Origin of the sequence: Streptomyces sp. NPDC088817 (genome assembly GCF_044750345.1) — a bacterium.
In the GTDB taxonomy this organism is placed as follows: Bacteria; Actinomycetota; Actinomycetes; order Streptomycetales; family Streptomycetaceae; genus Streptomyces.
The window spans coordinates 154,295-177,099 of sequence record NZ_JBIVJN010000005.1 but is presented as its reverse complement, the minus strand read 5'-3'; the positions used below and the strand labels follow the sequence as shown (position 1 = coordinate 177,099).

Genomic DNA, 22,805 nt, shown 5'->3' with positions numbered 1-22,805 from the left:
GCCACCTTACGCGTTCGCGGTGCCTGCGAATCCGGCTCGTCGCGGCCCGCGCTACTCGACGGTGTGCTCGTCGGCCACCGTCAGCGCGGTGTCCAGCGCCGCCAGGCCCTCCTTCAGCTCGGCCTCGGTCGCGTTGCACGGCGGGACGACGTGCGTGCGGTTCATGTTGATGAAGGGCCACAGGCCGTTCGCCTTGGCGGCGGCGCCGAAGGCCGCCATGGGGGTGTTCGCCTCACCGGCCGCGTTGTACGGCACCAGCGGCTCGCGGGTCTCGCGGTTCTTCACCAGCTCCAGGGCCCAGAACATGCCGGTGCCGCGCACCTCGCCGACGCTCGGGTGCCGTTCGGCCAGCTCGCGCAGCCCCGGCTCCACGACCTCGGCGCCGAGCCGCCTGGCGTTCTCGACGACGCCCTCCTCGGCCATCACGTTGATCGTCGCGACGGCCGCCGCGCACGCCAGCGGGTGTCCGGAATACGTCAGGCCGCCGGGGTAGGCCCGCTTGCCGAAGGTCTCCGCGATCCTCCCGGAGATGGCGACGCCGCCGAGCGGCACGTATCCCGAGTTCACGCCCTTGGCGAAGGTCATCAGGTCCGGTACGACGCCGAAGAGGTCCGCCGCGAACCACTCACCGGTACGCCCGAAGCCGGCCATGACCTCGTCCAGGACGAAGACGATCCCGTACTTGTCGCACAGCTCGCGCACCCCAACCAGGTAGCCGGGCGGGGGCACCATGATCCCGGCGGTTCCGGGGATGGTCTCCAGGATGATCGCGGCGATGGTCGCCGGGCCCTCGAAGGCGATCGTCGCCTCCAGGTGCTCCAGCGCCCGCGCGCACTCCTGCTCCTCGGTCTCGGCGTAGAAGCGGGAGCGGTAGAGGAACGGCGCCCAGAAGTGCACCACGCCCGCCGAGCCGGCGTCCGACGGCCAGCGCCGCGGGTCGCCGGTGATGTTGATGGCCTGCTGCGTGCCGCCGTGGTACGAGCGGTACGCCGAGAGCACCTTGGGGCGCCCGGTGTGCAGCCGCGCCATGCGCACCGCGTGCTCGACGGCGTCCGCGCCGCCGTTGGTGAAGAAGATCTTGTCCAGGTCGCCCGGTGTCCGCTCGGCGATCAGCCGCGCCGCCTCGGACCTGGCCTCGACGGCGAACGCCGGCGCGAACGTGGTCAGGGTGGCGGCCTGCTCCTGTATCGCGGCGACGACCCTGGGGTGCTGGTAGCCGATGTTGGTGAAGACGAGTCCGCTGGTGAAGTCCAGGAAACGCTTGCCGTCGTAGTCCCAGAAGTAGGACCCTTCGGCACCGGCCACGGCCGGCGGGTCGATGAGGTCCTGGGCGGACCAGGAGTGGAACACGTGCGCCCGGTCCGCGGCCTTGACGACTGCGCCGGCTTCGGGATTCGGCTGAGGGGTCATGCGGCCGAGGGTAAACGGCGTGGGCGGGGGCGCGACATCGGCGGCCTGTCTGCGGACGCGGGCTTTTAGCGACAGGTTGTCTGGAGGGGGACCGCGCGGGTCGGACCTGTTACGGAACTGTGGACGCCGGGTCGCCCGGCCGTCCGGGACGCCGCACTATTCTCGGTCCGACGCACAGGGGCCGTATCGGGGGATGGCGGGGGGAGGCGGTTCGGCCATGGAGAGGCTGGGGCCTGGCGATCCGCAGCGGATCGGCGCGTACCGGCTGCTGGCGCGGCTCGGGGCCGGCGGCATGGGGCAGGTGTTCCTGGCCCGCTCGGACCGGGGGCGGACCGCCGCCGTGAAGCTGGTGCGGCCGGAACTGGCGCAGCGGGAGGAGTTCCGGGCGCGGTTCCGGCAGGAGGTGCGGGCCGCGCGGCAGGTCGGCGGGTACTGGACCGCGCCCGTGCTGGACGCGGACACCGAGGCCGCCGTGCCGTGGGTGGCCACGGGGTACGTCGCCGGGCCGAGCCTGCAACGGGTCGTCGGCCGCGACCACGGCCCGCTGCCCGAGCGGTCGGTGCGGATCCTCGCGGCCGGGCTGGCGGGCGCGCTGAAGGACATCCACGCCGCGGGGCTCATCCACCGCGACCTCAAGCCCTCGAACGTACTGGTGACGATCGACGGGCCGCGCGTCATCGACTTCGGCATCGCCCGCGCGCTGGAGACCGTCACGGACGGCGGGCTCACACGGACCGGCGCGCTGGTCGGCTCGCCCGGGTTCATGGCGCCCGAGCAGGTGCGCGGCGACCGGGTCACGACCGCGTGCGACGTCTTCTGCCTGGGCTCGGTGCTCGCGTACGCGGCGACCGGCGCGCTTCCGTTCGGCGGCGCCGACAGTGGAGCGCACGCGCTGATGTACCGCATCGCAGAGACGGAACCCGACCTCGACGCGCTGCCCGAGGGCATCGCCGATCTCGTCGGCGCCTGCCTGAGGAAGGACCCGGCGGCCCGTCCCACGGTGGACTGGATCATCCAGCGCACCGGCGCCGAGGACACGATCGCCGACGGCCGCCTGCGCGACCCCTGGCTGCCGAGCGCCCTGGTCGCCCAACTCGGCCGCCACGCGGTCCAACTCCTTGAAGCAGAAACCCCGGACCCCCCGGAAAAGCCCCCACACACCCCGGTCGCCCTCCCGCCACCGGGCGCGCCGGGCGCACCGGGCGCCATGCCGTCGTCGGGCGCGCCGGGCGCCCCGGTCGCCGTCCCGTCGTCGGGCGTACCGGGCGCACCGGGCGCGCCGGGCGCACCAGGCACACCGGTCGCCCCGGGTGCCATGCCGTCGGCGGGCGCACCGAGCGCCCCAGTCGCCATCCCGTTGTCCGGCGCACCGGGCACCCCGGGCGCCGTGCCGCCGTCCGCAACACCCGGGACACCCGTCGTGGCTCCGTTGTCCGGCGCGCCGGGTCTCCCCGGGGTCGTGCGAGGGGCACCCTCCGCCACCAAGCAGCAGCCGGGCCCCGCCGGGGCGGCGGGGACCCCGGCACCGGGCGTCGCAGCGGCGGCGGGGGAGCCCCGGAGGCCGAGCGCCGTTCCGGCACCGGGCACGCCCGGTCCCGCCGCGCCCGGAGTTCCCGTAGCGCCGGGGGCGCCTGCCGCCGGGACCGCTGCTTCGGACACGCCCGGCCCGCACGGGCCCTCGGCGTCGTCCGGTGCGCCCGGGACTTCGGGTGCCGCTGGGGCTCCGGGTGCCCCCGGCCCCTATGGCGCGCCTGCGTCGTCCGGTCCCCCCGGGGCTGTCGGCGCTGCTTCGGGCGTGCCCGGCCCTCATGGGCCGTCGGCGTCGTCCGGTGCGCCCGGAAGTCCGGGAGCTGGTGGGGCTTCGGGTGCGCCTGGCCCTTATGGTGCGCCCCCGCCATCCGGCCCGTCCGGGGCTGTCGGCGCTGCCTCGGGTGCGCCCGGCTCTTACGGGCCGTCGGCGTCGGCCGGTACCCCCGGTGTCTCGGGAGGCGCCGGGGCTTCAGGCGGGTTCGGAGCTGTTGGGGCTGTCCCGTCAGGTGCGCCTGGCCCGCACGGGCCGGCCGTTCCGCCCGCTTCCGTCCCGTACGGCTACCCCCACCCGCACTCGCAACCCGCCGCCTACGACCACTCCCACCCGCACCCGCAACCCACCGCCTACGGCTATCCCCAGCAGCACTCGTACGGCGGTCTGGGGCGGACCCAGCCGTACGGGCCGGGTCCGCTTCCGGAGGGGGAGCCGCGTCGCAGTGGTCGCTCCACCGCGGCCCTCGTCGCGGTGGCCCTGTTGGTGGCGCTCGGCGCGGGCGGCTCCGTGTACACGCTGATGCGCGGCGGCGGCGACGGCGACGACAAGGGTGGCGCGCCCGGCCCGACGCCGACCGTCAGCGCGTCCACGCACGCCACCGGCCCCGACGACCCCGACCCGTCCCCATCCCCATCCCCCTCCCCGTCCGACGGCCCGGTCCCGGCCGGCTACCTCGGCAGCTGGACGGCGACGATCGACAACGCCCAGGGAACCAACAGCCGCCGGCTCACCATCACCCAGGGAGACGTCGGCGACACCGTGCTCACCCTCGTCGCCGACGGCCCCATCGACAGCGGCGGCACCTACCACTGCGTGTTCGAGGCCCGGCTCACCCAGCGGCCGAGCGACGGCGGCCCGCTGGAGATCGGCCCCTCCGTCGTGACGACCGGACGGCAGAAGGAGGGGTGCAACCCGGGCGCGGCCACGCAGGTCGTCCTACTGCCGGACGGCACGCTCCAGCGCGTGAACACCGACAGCGGGGAAAAGCTGACGTACACCCGCCGGTGACCGGAGTCAGCGCGGCTCCGGAGGCCGCTGCCGGGGCATGTTCGGCCGCGCCGCGCCCGGCGGCAGCGGCAGGCGCCCGTGCCCGCCACCCGGCTCGGACCGCCCCGCGGCACCGGGACCCGCCGCCTGGAGCCCCATCGGCGCCGAGCCGATACGGAACTCCACCATCCAGTCGGCCGTCTCCGTGCGCACCAGCTCCGTGACGTCCTCCGAGAACCGCCGCAGCACCCCCAGGCACCGCTCGGCGGCCTCACCGGCCGTCCCCTCCGCCGGGCCCAGGACCTCCCGCACGTTCTCGGTCGCCCAGTCGAACTGGAGCGCCTGCAAACGGCGTTGCACGGCCTGCGCGGTCGCCACGTCCCGCATCCACCCCGCCGTCACCCCGAAGTACCGGTCGATCCCCACGCACGCCACGCACAGCAGCAGCGCCACATACCCCCACGGCGCCGCGCCCTCGGCCGCCCCGGTCAGATCGAGCAGCGGCAGCACCGCCCCCGTCACCGCCCCCACCGCCGCCCCGACCCGCAGCGCACGGGCCCCGCGCCGCTTCCACACCCGCTCCCCGAGATACCAGGCCACGGTCTGCAGCGCCCCCCGCTCCACCCACCGGTACAGCTCGTCCAGCCGCTGCGCCGGCTCGCCCCAGTCGCCGAGCGGGAACGGCCGCCCGGTCAGATCGCCCGGCCGCAGCCCGGCCGCACCGTCGTCCCGCCCGTCCTGCGGCGGACGCTCGGGCTGCATCTCCGGCTGACCCACCCGGCACTCCCTACTGATCACGATCCGTGACGCTGGCTCACACGCCGGACCCTTCCTACCCCCCAACGGGTGGCGAGGCGCCGGGGAGCACGGCTTTTCCGCTCGTAAGAGGGCCTTGATCAGGTACAGGGCTCATCGAGGACTCACTCGAAAGAGTGGCGGGGCGCTGCCTGCCCGGACCACGTAGGCTCGTGCCAGCGGGGAACCGGTCCGTCGGCCCCCGCCCGGACAGCCGTACGAAAGCAGGAGCTGATCGTGATTCCCGGTGGTGGCCAGCCCAACATGCAGCAGCTGCTCCAGCAGGCTCAGAAGATGCAGCAGGACCTTCAGCGGGCCCAGGAGGAGCTGGCGCGGACCGAGGTCGACGGGCAGGCGGGCGGCGGTCTGGTGAAGGCCACCGTCACCGGCTCCGGCGAGCTGCGCGCGCTGAAGATCGACCCCAAGGCGGTGGACCCGGAGGACACCGAGACCCTCGCCGACCTGATCGTCGCCGCCGTCCAGGCGGCCAACGAGAACGCCCAGACCCTCCAGCAGCAGAAGCTCGGTCCGCTGGCCCAGGGCCTGGGCGGCGGCACCGGAATCCCGGGACTGCCTTTCTGAGGCGCCCCCCGGGCAACTACCGTACGTACCGAAGCGACCCAGGAAGGACGGCAGTCCGTTGTACGAAGGCGTGGTCCAGGACCTCATCGACGAGCTCGGGCGGCTGCCCGGCGTCGGTCCCAAGAGCGCGCAGCGGATCGCCTTCCACATCCTCCAGGCGGAACCGGCGGACGTACGGCGGCTCGCCCAGGCCCTGCTCGAGGTGAAGGCGAAGGTCCGCTTCTGCGCGACCTGCGGCAACGTCGCGCAGGAGGAGCTGTGCGGGATCTGCCGCGACAGCCGCCGCGATCCCTCGGTCATCTGCGTGGTCGAGGAGCCGAAGGACGTCGTCGCCGTCGAGCGCACCCGTGAGTTCCGCGGCCGCTACCACGTGCTCGGCGGGGCGATCAGCCCCATCGAGGGCGTCGGCCCGGACGACCTGCGCATCAGGGAACTCCTGGCCCGTCTGGCGGACGGCACGGTCACCGAGCTGATCCTGGCCACGGACCCGAATCTCGAAGGCGAGGCGACGGCGACGTACCTCGCCCGCATGATCAAGCCCATGGGCCTGAAGGTCACCCGCCTGGCCAGCGGCCTCCCGGTGGGCGGTGACCTGGAATATGCGGACGAGGTCACTCTCGGCCGCGCCTTCGAGGGGAGACGACTCCTAGATGTCTGACGCCACGCTGCACGCGACCAGCCAGAACCCGGACGACTTCGCGGTCCAGATCGCCGACCAGGTGGAGAGCTTCCTGGTCGCGGTCACCGAGGTCGCCAAGGGCGACGAGCCGGACTCGGCGGTGCCCTTCCTGCTGCTGGAGGTCTCCCAGCTCATGCTGGCCGGCGGCCGGCTCGGCGCGCACGAGGACATCGTCCCCGACGAGCGCTACGAACCCGACCCCGGTCCGGAGCCGGACGTGGACCAGCTCCGCGAGAACCTCGCGCGCCTCCTGGAGCCGATCGACGTCTACTCCGAGGTCTTCGACCCCTACGAGCCGCGCCGGGCGCCCGTGCCGGCCCGTATCTCCGACGACCTCGCGGACGTCATGGCCGACCTGCGGCACGGCATGGCCCACTACCGCGCGGGCCGCACCACCGAGGCCCTGTGGTGGTGGCAGTTCTCCTACTTCTCCAACTGGGGCTCCACGGCCTCCGCGACCCTGCGCGCCCTGCAGTCCCTGGTCGCCCACGTCCGCCTCAACCAGCCCCTGGAGGAGCTGGACGGCCTGGACACCGACCAGGGCATGGGCGACGAGACCCTGGAGTTCGAGGCCGGCAAGGTCATGGCCCAGGAGATCGGAGACCCGCTGGGACTCCGCCGGGCACGCTGAGCACCCCGGTGTGACGCGGCGCACTTTCCGAGTGGTGTCCCGGTCCCTGGGCATGAGCCGTTCTGACCAGCGGGCGCCGGGCATCTCACCATGCGATATCGCGAATGGGAAATACGGACGCTCGATAGACTGAGCCGACCGCACCGCGTATTGCGCGAGTGCGATGGACACGGACTGAGCGAGGAGCGCACGTGGGCCTTGTCGTGCAGAAGTACGGAGGCTCCTCCGTAGCCGATGCCGAGGGCATCAAGCGCGTCGCCAAGCGGATCGTGGAAGCCAAGAAGAACGGCAACGACGTGGTTGTCGTGGTTTCCGCGATGGGCGACACGACGGACGAGCTGATCGATCTCGCCGAGCAGGTATCCCCGATGCCTGCCGGGCGCGAGCTCGACATGCTGCTGACCGCCGGAGAGCGGATCTCCATGGCCCTGCTGGCCATGGCGATCAAAAACCTGGGCCACAAGGCCCAGTCGTTCACCGGCAGCCAGGCAGGTGTCATCACCGACTCGGTGCACAACAAAGCCCGGATCATCGACGTCACGCCGGGCCGCATCCGGACCGCGCTGGACGAGGGCAACATCGCCATCGTCGCCGGCTTCCAGGGCGTCAGCCAGGCGGGCAAGGACATCACCACGCTGGGGCGTGGCGGGTCCGACACCACCGCCGTCGCGCTCGCGGCCGCCCTCGACGCCGAGGTGTGCGAGATCTACACCGACGTCGACGGCGTGTTCACCGCCGACCCGCGCGTGGTGGCGAAGGCCCGGAAGATCGACTGGATCTCCTTCGAGGACATGCTGGAGCTGGCCGCGTCCGGCTCCAAGGTGCTGCTCCACCGCTGTGTGGAGTACGCGCGCCGGTACAACATCCCGATCCACGTCCGCTCCTCCTTCAGCGGGCTGCAGGGCACGTGGGTCAGCAGCGAGCCGATTCAGCAAGGGGTCAAGAAGGTGGAGCAGGCCATCATCTCCGGTGTCGCACACGACACCTCCGAGGCCAAGATCACGGTCGTCGGCGTGCCCGACAAGCCCGGCGAGGCCGCCTCCATCTTCCGTACGATCGCCGATGCCGAGATCAACATCGACATGGTCGTGCAGAACGTGTCCGCCGCGGCCACCGGCCTGACGGACATCTCCTTCACGCTGCCGAAGGCCGAGGGCCGCAAGGCCATCGACGCGCTGGAGAAGAACCGGGCCGGCATCGGCTTCGACTCCCTGCGCTACGACGACCAGATCGGCAAGATCTCCCTGGTCGGCGCGGGTATGAAGACCAACCCGGGCGTCACCGCCGACTTCTTCACCGCGCTGTCCGACGCGGGCGTGAACATCGAGCTGATCTCGACCTCCGAGATCCGTATCTCGGTCGTCACCCGCCAGGACGACGTGCCGGGGGCCGTGCGCGCCGTGCACAGCGCCTTCGGGCTCGATTCCGACAGCGACGAGGCCGTCGTCTACGGAGGCACCGGGCGATGAGCGACCGACCGACGCTCGCGGTCGTGGGAGCGACCGGAGCCGTCGGCACGGTACTGCTCCGGATCCTGTCCCAGCGCGCGGACATCTGGGGCGACATCCGCCTGCTCGCCCTGCCCGCGGGCTCCTCCCCGGACTCTCACCCGCGTACGGCGGGCGGGGAGCCCGAGCACGCGGTCGGCCGCAGGCTGACCGTGCGCGGCGAGGAGGTCGAGGTGGCCGCGCTCGCCGAGGACGCCTTCGACGGGGTGGACATCGCCCTGTTCGACCTTCCCGACGAGGCCACCGCGCACTGGGCGCCGCTCGCCGCCGCCCGGGGCGCGGTGGTGGTCGACAACTCGGGCGCCTTCCGCGCGGATCCGGAGGTGCCGCTCGTGGTGCCCGAGGTCAACCCGCACGCGGTGCGGCGGCGCCCGCGCGGGATCGTCTCCAGCCCCCACTGCACCACCCTGTCCATGATCGTGGCGCTGGGCGCGCTGCACGCCGAGTTCGGCCTGCGCGACCTGGTGCTCTCCTCGTACCAGGCGGTGAGCGGGGCCGGGGACGAGGGCGTGGAGACCCTGCGCCGGCAGCTGTCCCTGGTGGCGGGCACGGAGCTGGGGACCAGCCCCGGTGACGTGCGGCGGGCCGTCGGGGACGACACCGGTCCGTTCCCGGAACCGGTGGCGCTGAACGTCGTGCCGTGGGCCGGGTCGCTGTGCGACGAGGGCTGGTCCTCGGAGGAGATGAAGCTGCGGGACGAGTCCCGCAAGGTGCTCGGGCTGCCGCGGCTGCCGGTCGCCGTGACCTGCGTACGCGTCCCGGTGGTCACCACGCACTCCCTGACCGTGCACGCCCGCTTCGAGGACGAGGTCACGGTCGGCAGGGCGCGGGAGATCCTCGCCACAGCGCCCGGCGTGGTGCTCTACGACGATCCGGCCGCGGGCGAGTTCCCCACGCCCGCCGACGTGGTGGGCACCGATCCGACCTGGGTCGGGCGGGTGCGCCGGGCGCTGGACGATCCCACGGCGCTGGAGTTCTTCGTGTGCGGTGACAACCTGCGCAAGGGCGCGGCGCTGAACATCGCGCAAATCGCGGAGCTGGTGGCCGCCGAGGCACCGTGACTCCTGTCGCACGGGACCGTCACCGCCGGAAATACCGTGGCCAGGAGCCTTTCCGTTTGTAGGATCCATGTGAGAATCAATCCGGTGGTGGGCTGGGCCACTTGATCCATGCTGTTCGCTGTTCGGCGGCCGACGATTTGCCTCCCCGTCCTTTGCAACCGCGCGAAGGGCGGGGAGCGTCTTTGCGGTCGCCCTTCGCGGGCGTGGGGACGCTGCGGGACGTGGGGACGTTCCGGCGATTCAGGCATAGGGGATGAGCGGGACGCATGAGGGCATACAAGGCGCATTCGGTTGTGCCGCCTGCCACGAGAACGGTGCCGGACGTGATACCTGGCGCAATCGACTTTCCCGGCACGTACAACCTCGGTGGGGGGAGACGTGTCCAACTGGCGTGGCAGAGGTTCTCGAGTTCACCCCCAAGCTCTTCGAGCGGGGGGCATCCCCGTCGGCGGCCCGCGGCGTCGCCCTGCGGCCGCCCCGCGCGGCGCTCCGTCCGCGCGTGCCCGGCGGCATGCCGGTGATCGCGCCCATGCCCGCCGCGCGGCCAGCCCGCATACCCAGTCAGCGTGAGGCCGCCGAGGAGACCACGGCGGCCGGCACCACCGTCGATCACCTCACCGAGACCTACCGCGCGCACTACCGGTCCCTGCTGGGCCTGGCCGCGCTCCTCCTCGACGACACCGCCTCCTGCGAGGACGTGGTCCAGGAGGCATTCATCCGGGTCCACTCCGCCCGCAAACGCGTCCGGGACCCGGAGAAGACCCTCGCCTATCTGCGGCAGACGGTCGTCAACCTCTCCCGCTCCGCCCTGCGCCGCCGCATCCTCGGCCTGAAGCTGCTGTCCAAGCCGATGCCGGACATGGCCAGCGCCGAGGAGGGCGCCTACGACCAGCTGGAGCGCGACTCCCTGATCAAGGCGATGAAGGGCCTCCAGCGCCGTCAGCGCGAGGTCCTGGTGCTGCGCTACTTCGCGGACATGACCGAGGCGCAGGTCGCCGAGACCCTCGGCGTCTCGCTGGGCTCGGTCAAGGCGTACGGCTCGCGCGGCATCGCGGCGCTGCGGGTCGCGATGGGGGCGTCGGCATGAGGGAGCGCGACGAGGACCGCGACGCGTACGAGGAACACGAACCCGACGCGTCGCGCGAGCCGGACCACCAAGAGCACACGTCATCGCACGCTGGGAACGGAACCGTGAACCACAGCCCCGACGAACTCGGCCCGGACGGGTTCGACTCGGACGAGCTGGCACTGCGCAGGATGCTGCACGAGGCGGTCCAGGACGTCGAGCCCCGGGACGGCACACTGGACCACCTGCGGCGCGCGGTCCCGGCGCGGCGGGCCCGCAAGCGGCAGGCCGTCGTCGGCATGGCGGCCGCCGCCCTGTTCGTCGGCACCGCCATCCCCGCCCTCGTGCACGTCTCCAACACCGCCGCCTCCGAGGCCAACCCGGCCATCGCGGGCCAGGCCTCACAGGCCCAGGGCGACGCGGGCGGGGGCAAGGGCCCGGACGGCGGCGAGAGCGGCATCGGCGGCTCCTCGGGCAAGACCGCGGGCGAGGGCACGAAGGACCCGAAGGACACCAGCAAGGGGGGTACGGGCAGCGCCGCCGACAGCGGACCCACGGGCGGTCCGGACAGCCCCGCGGCCGCCTCGGGCAGCGACGCCCCGGTGTGCACGGCCTCCCAGCTCGGCTCCGCCACCGCCACCGTCGACGTCCCCGACTCGGCCGGCGTGGTCTACGGCACCTTCCACGTCACCAACGTCTCCGGCGGCAGTTGCCGGGTCGGCGGCTCGGGCTCGGTGAGCACCCTCGCGCAGGGCGCGGCCGACGCCACCAGGATCACCGTGGTCGCCCACACCTCCGGGGACGCGGCGGCCGGACTGCCCGACCCCTCCACCGAGGTGGCAGGACTGCTCCTGCCGTCCGGCTCGGCGTACGAGGTGAAGTTCGCCTGGGTGCCCTCCCAGACCTGTCCGACCACCGGCGGCGGCAGCAGCACCGGCGGCAACGAGACCGGCGGACCCTCGTCCGACCCGTCCCCCACCCAGGGCGTCAGCACCACGGGTGCCACGACCACGGGCGGCGACTCCGGCGTCTCCACGCAGATGCTCCTGGCGGACGGCACGGCCGACGGCGGCGTCGTGGTCTCCCACACCCCGGAGGCCGGCTCGCCCTCGACGTCGGTGACGGTCACGAACGCGTGCGCGGGGACGATCTACCGGACCGGAGTACTCCCGGCGTCCTAGGCTAGAAGCCGCTCAGGCGCCGGACGCGCCGCTCGACGCGGACGCCGGCACCGGGGCCTGCTCGGGCGCGAGCCCCAGCTCCGCGTCCCGCAGGGCCTCCACCTCGCGGCGCACCAGCCGGAACCACATGAAGACGACGAAGCCGGCGAAGACGAACCACTCGCCGGTGTAGCCGAGGTTCTGGAACGCCTTCAGGTCAAGGCCGGTGTTGTCCGGGGCCTTCGCCGGTACGGCCGTCATCCCGGCGTCGGCGTGGTTGAGGGTGACCCAGGCGTCGTACACGGGGTACGGCACGAGGTTCACCAGTGAGGCCGCGCTGATCGCCGCGGTCTGTCCCGACGGCAGCCCGCCCCGGGCACTGACCCCGTTGTCACCGGGCGTCTCCGACGCCTGGAGCGCTCCGGTGACCGTGACCTCGCCCGCGGGCGGCGCCGGGACCCTGGCCGCGTCCGGCTTCCCGGGCAGCCAGCCGCGGACGACCGGCAGCGCCTTGCCGGAGCCGGTGCGCAGCAGCGTCAGCACGTAGTACCCGGACTTGTCGTCCAGATCGCGGTCGGGGACCAGGAGCTGATCGGCGTACCGGCCGGTCGCGGTGGTCTGCATGCCGGACGTGCGCTTGTCCACGGGCAGCAGCCGGTCCAGCGGGCGCGGCGCCTCCTTGCGGTAGGAGGCGGCCTGCTCGGTCGCGGTCCGGTGGTCCTGCACGCGCGCCTCGAACCGGCTCAGCTGCCAGGACCCCATGAACACGCAGAAGGGGATGGCGAGCAGCACGAAGACGTTGATGCCCCACCAGCGAGGTGTCAGCAGAAACCGGTACACGCCCTCAAAGGTACGGTGCCGCGCGCCGCACTCCGGTCGCGGGGTCGGCCCGTTCCCACCTCCGGGGGACGGGGCGCGGGGCGCCGGGCGGGCGGGAACGGTGTGGAAAAGGCAAGAGGTTGCGAAGAGTCCGGGCGGAGTTTTCCACAGGCTGGGGAGACCGGACAGCGCGTTGTCCCCGGAAGCGTGCAGTATGGGGTCATGACTGAGAGCAACGGGTCCGACTCGCCGCAGCAGCTCGACCGGCGGCCACTGATCGAGGAGATGCCGGACTGGGAGAAGCGCTTCCGAGCGCCCCGGGTGTCCCTGCCCGACTGGGCGGAGGACGCGCCGGAGCGCTCCCTGTTCGTGTCGAACGCGACGGGGACGTACGAGCTGTACGCCTGGGACCGGACGACGGGTGACCAGCGGCAGGTCACCGACAGGCCGAACGGCACGACGGACGGTGTGCTCTCGCCGGACGGGCACTGGATCTGGTGGTTCGACGACAAGGACGGCGACGAGTTCGGCGTCTGGCGGCGCCAGCCCTTCGAGGGCGGGGCCGACGAGGCGGCCGTGCCCGGTCTCGGCGCGTCGTATCCGGCGGGACTCGCGCTCGGCCGGGACGGCCGCACGGCGGTCGTGGGGCGCTCCACCGACGAGGACGGCACGACCCTGCACCTGGCCCGCGACGGGCAGGTGACGGAGATCTACCGGCACCGCGAGTCGGCGGGCGTGGGCGACCTCTCCCACGACGGTTCGCTGATCGCCCTGGAGCACACCGAGCACGGCGACGCGATGCACTCGGCGCTGCGCGTGCTGCGCCCGGACGGCACGACGGTCGCCGAGCTGGACGACACCAAGGGCGGAACGGTCGAACTGGGCCTGGACGTGCTGGGCTTCGCCCCGGTCGACGGGGACACGCGGCTGCTGGTCGGCCACCAGAGGCGCGGCCGCTGGGAGCCGCTGGTGTGGGACGTGGCGACGGGCGAGGAGCACGACCTGGCCCTCGACCTGCCCGGCGACGTGAGCGCCGAGTGGTGCCCGGACGGCGCCGGCCTGCTGGTGGTGCACGGCTTCGAGGCCCGCAGCGAGCTGTTCCGCTACGACCTGGCCACCTGCGAGCTGACCAGGGTCCCCACCCCGCCCGGCACGGTCTCCGGCGCGACCGCACGCCCGGACGGCAGCGTGGAGTACCTGTGGTCCTCGTCGGCCGAGGCCTCCGCGGTCCGCTCGACGCACGGCGGGGTGGTCCTCGACCCGCCCGGCATGAAGTCGCCGGGGTCGGTGCCGGTGGAGGACGTGTGGGTGGAGGGCCCCGGCGGCCGTATCCACGCCCTGGTGCAGAGGCCCGCGGGCGCGACCGGACCGCTCCCCACGGTCTTCGACATCCACGGCGGCCCCACGTGGCACGACAGCGACTCGTTCGCCGCGGGCCCGGCCGCCTGGGTCGACCACGGATACGCGGTGGTCCGGGTCAACTACCGCGGCTCGACGGGGTACGGCCGGGCGTGGACGGACGCGCTCAAGCACCGGGTGGGCCTGATCGAGCTGGAGGACATCGCGGCGGTCCGCGAGTGGGCCGTCGGCTCGGGACTGGCCGACCCGGACCGTCTGATCCTCACCGGCGGCTCCTGGGGCGGCTATCTCACCCTGCTCGGTCTCGGCACCCAGCCCGAGCTGTGGGCGCTGGGCATCGCGGTGGTCCCGGTCGCCGACTACGTCACGGCGTACCACGACGAGATGGAAGCCCTGAAGGCCATGGACCGCACCCTGCTCGGCGGTACCCCCGAGGAGGTGCCGGAGCGCTTCGAGGCCTCCTCGCCGCTGACGTACGTCGACCGGGTCGCGGCGCCGGTCTACATCTCCGCCGGGGTCAACGACCCGCGCTGCCCGATCCGCCAGATCGAGAACTACGTCAAGCGCCTGGAGGCGCGCGAGGTCGTCCACGAGGTGTACCGCTACGACGCCGGCCACGGCTCCCTGGTCGTCGACGAACGCATCAAGCAGATCCGCCTGGAACTGGACTTCGCGGAGCGGCATCTGCCGAAGGGGAAGCGGAAGTAGGGCAGCCGGGCCGCGGGACGCGGGCGGTTCACGGGCGGCGGAGCGCCCTTGAGCCACCCGCGCCCGCCCCGCGTGCCTTCTATGATCCCTGGGTTCCCGTCCGCCCCCGCGGCCTGCGGCCCAGCAGCTCCGCCAGCCCGCGCCGGGTCGCCGCGAGCACCACCCGGTCCTCCCCGCGCAGGACGTAGGTGCCGGGCAGGTTCCACACCAGGGCCGAGGCCCGGTCCGGGTGCTCGGCCGCCGCCTCCGGCGCCGCCGGCTCCCGCCGCTGGTCCGCGGTCATCCCCACGTCCAGCGCCAGCACCCGCCAGTACCCGGGGCGGAAGGCCTCCGCGAGGGTCCTGCCCTCGAGCTGCGGATGCCCGGCCACGTCCACGGACGCGAACAGCAGCACCCGCCGTTCCACCGGGATGGCCCCCAGGATCTGCCGGCCGAACATCGCGCCGGCGAACGCGGGCGCCGCCAGGTGCGTCACGCTCCGGCTGCGGGTCAGGGCGTGCGGGTGCGCGGCCCGCAGGGTGCGGTACACCGCGGTGGCGAAGTCGTCGTCGTACAGGCGCAACACCACCCGCAGGTCGGGGCGCACGGACCGCGCGTACAGCACGGCCTCCAGGTTCGTCGTGTCCGCGCTGGTCACGGCGAGCAGCGCGTGCGCGCGGTGGATCTTCGCGGCCTCCAGCACGCCTTCCTGCGTGACGTCCCCGAGCACCACCGGCACCCGCAGCCGCCGCGCCGTGGCCACCCCGCGCGCCTCCGGGTCCGACTCCACGCACACCACGGGGATCCGCAGTTCGCGCAGCCGCGTCAGCACCCGGGTGCCGATCTTGCCGAGTCCCAGCAGGACGACGTGCCCGCCGAGCCCCCGCGGCGGCCTGCGCAGTGCGGACGCCGACCGGAACGTGCCCAGCGCCTCGAGCACCGCCGCCAGCACCACGGGCAGCAGCAGCACGCCCACCAGCCCGGTCAGCAGTTGCAGGAGCTGCCGTCCGACCGGTTCGCCGAGCGCCGGGTCGTCGATGGCGAACAGGTCGAGCAGTGTCAGGTACACCGCGCCCAGCGGATGGACCCCGGCCACCACCCACAGCGCCACCGCGAGCGCGATCACGCACGCCAGCAGGCCCGCCACCGTCCACCGCAGCCGCCGCGAGAACAGCGACGTCAGCGGAGGAACGGCCGCCGCCACCACGCGCCGGGCGGACAGCGGCTGACCGCCGCCGTACGAGACCTGCTCCAGCACCACGGTCCCGCGCCCGGTGGCCGCCTCCACCGCCGCCTCGTCCGGGAGCAGTTGCGGCCGCTGGTCGCCGCTGTCCTCGGAGCCGTCCGCGCCGGCCGGGTCGCTGCTCGTCGCGGACAGCAGGGCCAGGGTGCACAGCCCGGGGTCGGCGACCTGTCCCGGCGCGGGCGGCGGACGTTCCACCGCGCGCAGCAGCAGTCCGTCGGTCTGGACGACCTTGCTGGTGCCCACGACGGCGCTGGCGGCCAGCGCGGGGGCGGCGGTGTCCGCGTCGGACAGCACGGTCGTGGACGCGTCGGTGCCCGCCGCCATGTCGCCGCCGACCGCCAGCGCGGCGGCCTGGTCGAGGAGTTCCTCGATGTGCTGGCCCAGCCGCCGGTTGTACAGGCGCACCACGAGCCGCAGCCGCGGGTTGAGGCGGCGGGCGGTCAGGGCGGCGCGGATGTTGGTCTCGTCGTCGTCGTAGACCAGGGCCAGCGCCGCCGCCCGGTCCACGCCCGCGTCCGCGAGCACGGCCTCGGTCAGCTCGGCGGCCTCCAGCAGCCGGTCCGGGCCCGTCGGCTGACCGCCCGTGCCGCCGCCGGTGCCGTTGGCCGAGCCGCCCGCGCCGCCGGCGCCGACTCCGGCCCGGCTCACGGCCGCGCTCACCACCCGGTCCACCCGGTCGAGCAGCGCCGACGCCGTACGGGTCCGGCCCACCACCGGCGGCCGTACCGTGCGCTCGGAGGGCGGCACGACCAGTGTCACGTGCTCGCCGTACACCCCCCGCAACTCGGCGGCCAGCCGGTGCGCGAGCCCGTCGTCCCCGCACACCACCATGTGCGCGCCCGTGCCGTCCGGCACGCCACTCTGATACGGAACGCTCCCCACGAGGGAAGAGACTGCCGTACCGGGACGGGTGGTTCCACCCTCCGCCCCGGCCCCGCGCGGTCACCGCACGGCCCCTGCCCGGGGGCGTTCCGCGGCGGGGCGCGGTGAGGGCGGTCCCGCGTGAGAATCGGAGTATGGGATTCCGTTCCGGTCGGGCAATCCCTGGACGGGGATGGTCCGTATATACCGATGTGTCGAGATTCTGGTTCCCCGTGGGCCGGCTCCCGGACGAGGCTCTGCTGTCCGGGCTCGCCACCGGTGATCCGGAACTCGCGGTCAGCTTCGTAAGAAGGTTCCAGCACCGGGTCTACGGCGTCGCCGTCGCGGTCACCGGGGATCCCCAACTGGCGGAGGACATCGCACAGCAGACATTCGAGCGGGCATGGCGGCACGCGCAGATCTACGACTCGCGCCGGGGGTCGGTCACGACCTGGCTGACCACCATCGCCCACAACCTCGCCATCGACGCCGTACGGTCACGGCGCCAGGAGCCGGTGGCGCCGGAGGACCTCGACGCGATCCTGGACGTCGTCAGCGACACCCCCGAGCGGCACGCACTGGCCGACGAGGCCTCGTCCCGGTTGCGGGCCGCCGTGGCCGAGCTGCCACGTGAACAGGGCCGTGCCCTGGTGATGGCCGGCATCTACGGCATGACCGCCCAGCAGATCGCCGACTGGGAGCACATTCCGCTGGGCACCGCCAAGACACGGGTCAGGGCGGCGATGGGGAAGCTGCGCACCACCCTCGCCTCCTTCCAGCGAGGCGACCATGACCGGTGAGACCAGCTGCGAGAAACTCCGCGAGATCGGCGCCGAACTCGCGCTGGGCGTGCTGCCCGGCCGCGAGCGTGCCGGCGCCGTCGCGCATCTGGAGAGGTGCGCGGACTGCCGCGAGTACATCGCACAGCTCACTCTGCTCGGTGACCGGCTGATCGGGCTGCTGCCGGCGAGCGAGCCGCCGGTCGGGTTCGAGAGCCGGGTGGCGCAGGCGCTGACGCAGCGGGCGGCGCACGAGAAGCGTCCGCGCTCGCGGGCGTCGGGTATCCCGCGTCCGGGCGTGCTCGGCCGGCTGCGGCCCCGGGTCGCCGCCGCCGCGGGCACGCTCCTCCTCGTCGTAGGCTTCGGCGGCTGGGCGGTCGGCACGGCGATCGAGTCCACGATGAGCCGGCCCGCCGCGACCGCCGCCGGGACGGGCATGCTGTGGGGCGGTCTCACCTCGGCCGACGCGGTCGGAAGGCCGGCCGGCGAGGTCTACGCCCACCCCGGCTCCCCGGGCTGGATCTACATGAACGTCGACCTCACCAGGGCCGGCGGACCCCACGAGGGCAAGGTCACCTGCCGGCTGGTCCGCAAGGACGGCACCACCGTCCGCGTCGGTGACCTCACCCTGCACCGCGGCCGCGGCTCCTGGGGCGGCCCGGCCACCGTCGACCCCGCGAAGCTGGCCGGCGCACGGGTACTCGCCTCCGACGGCACCGTCCTGGCCAGAACCCACTTCGCCACGGGCGAGGAGACGTCCTAGTCCGTGTCCTGGGGGGCTGCCCACGCGCTCGGGAGCACCGTGCCCAGGGCCTCGGCCAGTCCGGGGACCGTGGGCCGGCTCGCCGGGTCAAGGCCCAGACAGGCGTCGACGGTTCCGGCGAGCGCGCGCGGCAGGCGGCGGAGCGACGCGACCGGCGGAGCGGCGTCCTCCAGGAGCGGGCATCGGACGCCGCCCGCGCTGTCCTCGCTCTCGTCCTCCTCGCCCTCGGGGAAGGGCACGTCACCGCAGGCCGTCTCGTACAGCGTGACGCCGATGCCCCACACGTCGGCCGCGGCCGTCAGCGGCCCGCCGCGCGCCTGCTCCGGCGAGCGGTAGCCCAACGTGCCCGTCCCGCGCGGCGCGTTACCGGGCGGCCGGGCCACGCTGAGGTCGAGCACCTTGACGTGTCCGCGGTCCACGACGACGTTGGCCGGCTTGAGGTCCAGGTGGAGCAGCCCCCGGCCGTGCAGGTAGTGCACCGCGGAGCACAGCTGCACCCCGAGAAGCGCCACGTCGGTCGCGCTGGGCCGGCGCCGCAGCCGGCCGAGGAGATGCGCGAGCGTCTCCCCGGTCAGCGTCTCCATCACGACGAGCGGCTCGGGCTCCGCGAACGTCTCGTACGCGCGGACCAGGTGCGGGTGGGTGAAGTCGCGCAGCCAGCCACCCTCCCGCAGCAGCTCGGCGCCCAGTCCCGGGTCGTCGCGCAGGTCGGGGCGCAGCACCTTGATGACGCAGCGGCAGGCCCGTTCCTCGCTCCAGGAGTCGTACAGGTCCAGCCAGCCCGTGCGGGCCAGATGCCCGAGGATCTCGTAGCCGGGGACCGGGCGGGTGCCCGCGGGCAGCGGCGGCTCCACCGCCGTCCGCGTGGCGGCGGTCATGACAGCACCGTGCCCTGCGGCGGCGGCCCCGTGGGCGCGGCCGCGCTGTGCAGCCGGTGCAGCCGCGCGTACGTGCCGCCGCGCGCGAACAGCTCGTCGTGGGTCCCGGACTCGGTGACCCGGCCGTGGTCGAGCACCACGATCCGGGTGGCGTCGCGGACCGTGAGCAGATTGTGGGAGATGACGACGGTGGTCCGGCCGGCCATGAGCCGGCGCAGCGGGTCCATGATCCGCCGGCCCGACAGGGCGTCCAGGCCGGTGGTGGGCTCGTCGAGCAGCAGCACGGGCGCGTCCCTGATCATCGCGCGGGCGATGGCGAGCCGCTGGCACTGCCCACCGGACAGCGTCCGGCCGCGCTGGCCGACCACGGTGTCGTAGCCGTCCGGCAGCAGCCGGATGAACTCGTCGGCGTCCGCGGCGCGGGCCGCCTCGACGATCTCCGCGTCGCCCGCGTCGGGACGGCCGTAGGCGATGTTCTCCCGCACCGTGCCGTGCAGGACGAGCGTCTCCTGGAGCACCACCGCGACGCTGTCGCGCAGATCGGTCAGGGCCAGCTCGCGCAGATCGGTGCCGTCGAGGCGGACGGCGCCCCGGTCGGGGTCGTAGAAGCGCAGTTGCAGCTTGGCCACCGTGGACTTCCCGGCCCCGCTCGCGCCCACCAGGGCCAGGGTCTCGCCGGGGCGGACACGGAACGACACGTCCGACAGGGCCCAGCGGGACGTCTCGGGATAGCGGAAGCAGACCCCGTCGAACTCGACCTCCCCGCGGGCCCGGCCGATCCGCCGCGCGTCCGGCGCCTCCCGGACCTGGGGCCGCTGGTCGAGCAGCTCCACGATGCGTTCGGCGGAGGCGGAGGCGGCGTAGAAGGTGGGGCCGAGGCGGGACAGGTCGCGGACCGGTCCGTAGAGCTTGCCGATCAGCGCCAGGAACACCAGCAGCCCGCCCAGGGTGAGCTGCCCCTGCGTGAGTTTCCAGGTGCCCAGTCCCATGACGGCGAGACCGCCGCACACCTCGATCAGCTCCACCAGCGGCCGGTAGACGGCCCGGATCCGTGTCGAGGCCATCGCGGCGCGGAAGCGGCCCACGTTCTCACGCTCGAAGCGGTGCTGCTCCCAGTCCTGCCGGTTGTACGCCTGGACCAGGGTCGCGTTGCCCAGCGACTCCTCGGCGACCGCGCTGAGCGAGCCGCTGCGGCGCGTGCGCTCCCGCGACGCCTGCTTGGTCAGCCGGGAGAAGTGGCGGGCGGCGCCCCAGAACAGCGGCACGATGACGATCGCGAGGAGCGTGAGGTCCCAGCTCAGATAGAAGAGCAGGCCGAGGAAGACGCCCAGTTGGAGCAGGTCGTAGAACACGTCCGCGACGCCGGAGAGCAGGAACGTCTCGACGGAGTCCACGTCCCCCGTGATCCGTGACAGCACGTCACCGAGCCGCCGCCGTTCGAAGAACCCCAGCGACAGCCCCTGGACGTGCCGGAAGACGTCGGAGCGCAGAGACAGCAGGAAGCGTTCGCTGACGTACGCGGAGGTCACGTCGTCGGCGAACCCGAAGACGCCGGACAGGAGGATCAGCCCCACATAGGTGGGCGCGATCCAGATGAAGGGACGCAGGTCCCGCGGGACGAGCACCTCGTCCACCAGGATCTTGAACAGCCACAGTTCGGCCGCGTCGACGAGGGGGCCCGTCGTACTGAGCAGGAGAAGCGGCGCGAGCCAGCCCCGGCGCCCTCGGGTGTAGGGCCAGAATCGCCGGAACACCTCGCGCAGGGGCAGCGGTGGCGCGGCCGTGACCACGCCCTCCTGGTCCGCCCCCACCGACAGCAGGCGGCTCAGGACGTACTGACGGAGCGGACCGGCTCCCTGGGGCTCCGGTCCGCTCCGCTCCGAGTCAGCCGGTGTGGCCAAAATCAGTAACCGTGACGGTTGCCCCGCGACCCGCGGTCCCGGTGGTCGCCGTGTCCGCTACGGCCGTAGCGTCCGCCGCGCCCGTGGTCGCCGCGCCCGCCGTGGTCGCCGCCGCGGCCACCGCCGTGACCGCCGTGGCCACCGCCGTGATCACGATTCAGGGCGGGGAACAGTGCAGTGAAGATCGCCATGGGTTTCCTCCTGATGGAACATGTCTCGTAGGGGGATACGTCCCGAATCAGGAATCGGATGGCGCCTCAGGTCAAAACGGGGCAAACACCTTCAGGTAGGGGTTGACGCCCGGTCACAGCCCGCAGGAGCCGCGGTCCAGGTGGAAGAACCGGGCGTTGGCCCAGCGGCACAGCCAGATGCCGACGGCGACACCGGCGATGGTCACCAGGGCGGGCAGATAACCGGAGGCGACCTGGACGATCGGGATCGCCGGGCAGCCGCCCGAGATCGCCCACCCGGTACCGAACAGCACCGCGCCGGGGATCACACCGGCGTGGATGCGCCCGGGGGTCCGGCGCACCCTCAGCAGGAAGAACGCGACCACGATGATCGCGACGGCGCCCGCGAAGGACAGGAACATCCGCAGGTCCTGGAAGGTGAACATGCGGTTCAGCTCGGCGTAGTCGCCGAAGCCGATGTTGGAGACGGTGAAGCCGAGGGCCAGCCCGGTGATGATGTTGGCCAGCAGAATCGCGCCGCGGGTACGCATCAGATCACCTTCCACAGGAGGAACGACACCCCGACGGCGGTGCCGAAGAACACGGCGGTCGCCACGATGCTGACCGGGCGCAGCCTGCCGCAGCCGTTCAGCCCGTGGCCGGAGCTGCACCCTCCGGCCAGCCGGGTGCCGAAGCCGACCAGCACGCCGCCCAGGAACAGCAGGACGACCATGGTGACCGGATCGGAGGTGACCAGGTCCCGGAACCCGGGGCCCATGTCGTGACGGATCTCGAACCGCCCGGACACGAGCGAGGCGATCAGCCCGCCCAGGAAGATCGACACCAGCAGGGCGGCCTGGGTGACGAGGGGAGCGGGGCGCTGGCTGGTGACCGGTTCGGCTGCGGGCTCGGGCGCGGGCGGCTGCGGGTTCCCGTAGGGAGGCTGGGCCGAGGTGGGCGCGCCGGGCAGCGTTCCGAAGTGTTCCGCGGTGGCCGCGGCGAGGGCTTCGGCGAGCGCCTGATCGTCGGCGAACTCGTCGTCCATCTTCTCCAGACGGCGTTCGCTGCGCCAGTGCAGCACGCGGTCCCAGGCGGACGACACCCCGAAGGACCGGTCGGTGGTGAGGGTGTAGTTGACGGTGACCAGGGCGAGTCCGACCGCGCCCGCCCACCAGGGCCAGTAGTTCATGCCGGACCTCTCATCCAGTCGGCGACCCGGCCCAGCAGGCCGCGCTTCGGGCCGGCGGTACGCGCCGGGTGCGGAGCGGGACGGTCCGAGGGCCGGGGGGCCGGTATGTGGGGTGGTGACGATGGGTGAGCCGCGACCGGAGCCGGGGGCGGCGCCCCGAACCAGGCCGAGGGCCCCGGCTGTTCGGGTCCGGGTGAGGCGGGCTCAGGCGGACCGGCCGGTGCGGCCTGGGACCAGGCGTCCGGCTGGGGCTGGGGCTGCGGCTGCGGCTGGGGCTGGGGCTGGGGATTACTTTCGAGGTGCCGTGCCGTCGCTCCGTTGGGCAGCAGACTGATCGGCACGCGCTCGCCGGTGAGCGACAACTGGTAGCGCGCACAGTCGTGCCACTGGTCCGTGCTGTCGCAGTAGTAGTCGCGCCAACCCTGCAAGCTCGCCCTGAGCAGGGGGAAAAGGGGGCATCCCACGGCGTG

At 73.2% G+C, this 22,805-nt stretch carries 19 protein-coding genes; 11 read left to right on the top strand and 8 right to left on the bottom strand.

The genetic code is table 11. From position 1 onward, the window contains the following. Positions 1-51 precede the first annotated feature (51 nt). Positions 52-1,410 (bottom strand): aspartate aminotransferase family protein, encoded by a 1,359-nt coding sequence (locus ACIP4X_RS11425; protein WP_401347896.1) that lies wholly within the window; start codon positions 1,408-1,410, stop codon positions 52-54. A gap of 217 nt (positions 1,411-1,627) precedes the next feature. Between ACIP4X_RS11425 and ACIP4X_RS11420 the strand changes: the two genes are divergently transcribed. Continuing rightward, entirely contained in the window at positions 1,628-4,222 is a 2,595-nt protein-coding gene (locus ACIP4X_RS11420; RefSeq protein ID WP_391458681.1) for a protein kinase domain-containing protein, read from the top strand. A 6-nt stretch (positions 4,223-4,228) separates the two neighbouring features. On the opposite strand, the gene ACIP4X_RS11415 is transcribed toward ACIP4X_RS11420, so the two are convergent. Beyond that, the gene (locus ACIP4X_RS11415) at positions 4,229-4,978 is read right to left on the bottom strand and encodes an SLATT domain-containing protein (RefSeq protein ID WP_358736906.1); all 750 of its coding nucleotides are present in this window, start codon (positions 4,976-4,978) and stop codon (positions 4,229-4,231) included. Between the two features lie 255 nt (positions 4,979-5,233). Between ACIP4X_RS11415 and ACIP4X_RS11410 the strand changes: the two genes are divergently transcribed. From ACIP4X_RS11410 to ACIP4X_RS11380, 7 genes are all read left to right on the top strand, one after another. Then, the gene (locus ACIP4X_RS11410; RefSeq protein WP_358736908.1) at positions 5,234-5,578 is read left to right on the top strand and encodes a YbaB/EbfC family nucleoid-associated protein; all 345 of its coding nucleotides are present in this window, start codon (positions 5,234-5,236) and stop codon (positions 5,576-5,578) included. Between the two features lie 58 nt (positions 5,579-5,636). After that, positions 5,637-6,236: a recombination mediator RecR gene (gene recR / locus ACIP4X_RS11405; RefSeq protein ID WP_358736910.1), complete on the top strand. Its 600-nt coding sequence runs from the start codon at positions 5,637-5,639 to the stop codon at positions 6,234-6,236. Further along, positions 6,229-6,888: a DUF5063 domain-containing protein gene (locus tag ACIP4X_RS11400; protein ID WP_358736911.1), complete on the top strand. Its 660-nt coding sequence runs from the start codon at positions 6,229-6,231 to the stop codon at positions 6,886-6,888. Before recR ends, ACIP4X_RS11400 begins: the two co-directional genes overlap by 8 nt. A gap of 191 nt (positions 6,889-7,079) precedes the next feature. After that, positions 7,080-8,357 carry an aspartate kinase gene (locus ACIP4X_RS11395; RefSeq protein ID WP_358736913.1) on the top strand — a complete coding sequence of 426 codons (1,278 nt, stop codon included), beginning with the start codon at positions 7,080-7,082 and terminating at the stop codon, positions 8,355-8,357. After that, positions 8,354-9,457, top strand: coding sequence for an aspartate-semialdehyde dehydrogenase (locus ACIP4X_RS11390; protein ID WP_358736915.1), 1,104 nt, complete (start codon positions 8,354-8,356; stop codon positions 9,455-9,457). Before ACIP4X_RS11395 ends, ACIP4X_RS11390 begins: the two co-directional genes overlap by 4 nt. A 391-nt stretch (positions 9,458-9,848) precedes the next feature. Further along, entirely contained in the window at positions 9,849-10,544 is a 696-nt protein-coding gene (locus tag ACIP4X_RS11385) for a SigE family RNA polymerase sigma factor (protein WP_391458686.1), read from the top strand. Beyond that, entirely contained in the window at positions 10,541-11,704 is a 1,164-nt protein-coding gene (locus tag ACIP4X_RS11380; protein ID WP_391458688.1) for a hypothetical protein, read from the top strand. The genes ACIP4X_RS11385 and ACIP4X_RS11380 overlap by 4 nt, the downstream gene beginning before the upstream one ends. 12 nt (positions 11,705-11,716) lie before the next feature. On the opposite strand, the gene ACIP4X_RS11375 is transcribed toward ACIP4X_RS11380, so the two are convergent. Beyond that, entirely contained in the window at positions 11,717-12,523 is an 807-nt protein-coding gene (locus tag ACIP4X_RS11375; RefSeq protein ID WP_358736918.1) for an SURF1 family protein, read from the bottom strand. Positions 12,524-12,724: 201 nt separating this feature from the next. Between ACIP4X_RS11375 and ACIP4X_RS11370 the strand changes: the two genes are divergently transcribed. Then, positions 12,725-14,569 (top strand): prolyl oligopeptidase family serine peptidase, encoded by a 1,845-nt coding sequence (locus ACIP4X_RS11370; RefSeq protein ID WP_401347888.1) that lies wholly within the window; start codon positions 12,725-12,727, stop codon positions 14,567-14,569. A 79-nt stretch (positions 14,570-14,648) separates the two neighbouring features. Here the strand turns inward: ACIP4X_RS11370 and ACIP4X_RS11365 are convergent, their stop codons facing one another. Next, entirely contained in the window at positions 14,649-16,625 is a 1,977-nt protein-coding gene (locus ACIP4X_RS11365; protein ID WP_358736958.1) for an NAD-binding protein, read from the bottom strand. Between the two features lie 242 nt (positions 16,626-16,867). On the opposite strand from ACIP4X_RS11365, the gene ACIP4X_RS11360 reads away from it, so the two are divergent. Together ACIP4X_RS11360 and ACIP4X_RS11355 are read left to right on the top strand one after the other, a co-directional pair. Then, a complete protein-coding gene (locus ACIP4X_RS11360) occupies positions 16,868-17,455 on the top strand; it encodes a sigma-70 family RNA polymerase sigma factor (RefSeq protein WP_358736922.1) in 588 nt (195 codons plus the stop codon). Then, entirely contained in the window at positions 17,445-18,197 is a 753-nt protein-coding gene (locus tag ACIP4X_RS11355; protein ID WP_391458693.1) for a hypothetical protein, read from the top strand. Before ACIP4X_RS11360 ends, ACIP4X_RS11355 begins: the two co-directional genes overlap by 11 nt. Here ACIP4X_RS11355 and ACIP4X_RS11350 read toward each other — a convergent pair. The 4 genes from ACIP4X_RS11350 to ACIP4X_RS11335 all read right to left on the bottom strand — a co-directional run bounded on the left by ACIP4X_RS11350 (position 18,194) and on the right by ACIP4X_RS11335 (position 22,335). After that, positions 18,194-19,075: a serine/threonine-protein kinase gene (locus ACIP4X_RS11350; RefSeq protein WP_358736925.1), complete on the bottom strand. Its 882-nt coding sequence runs from the start codon at positions 19,073-19,075 to the stop codon at positions 18,194-18,196. The two genes, ACIP4X_RS11355 and ACIP4X_RS11350, sit on opposite strands and share 4 nt — an antisense overlap. Then, complete coding sequence (locus ACIP4X_RS11345; RefSeq protein ID WP_391458696.1) at positions 19,072-20,976, bottom strand: ABC transporter transmembrane domain-containing protein; 1,905 nt, start codon at positions 20,974-20,976, stop codon at positions 19,072-19,074. Before ACIP4X_RS11345 ends, ACIP4X_RS11350 begins: the two co-directional genes overlap by 4 nt. A 304-nt stretch (positions 20,977-21,280) precedes the next feature. Beyond that, positions 21,281-21,697, bottom strand: coding sequence for a YeeE/YedE thiosulfate transporter family protein (locus ACIP4X_RS11340; protein WP_358736929.1), 417 nt, complete (start codon positions 21,695-21,697; stop codon positions 21,281-21,283). After that, the gene (locus tag ACIP4X_RS11335) at positions 21,697-22,335 is read right to left on the bottom strand and encodes a YeeE/YedE thiosulfate transporter family protein (protein WP_358736931.1); all 639 of its coding nucleotides are present in this window, start codon (positions 22,333-22,335) and stop codon (positions 21,697-21,699) included. Before ACIP4X_RS11335 ends, ACIP4X_RS11340 begins: the two co-directional genes overlap by 1 nt. Between the last annotated feature and the right edge of the window lie 470 nt (positions 22,336-22,805).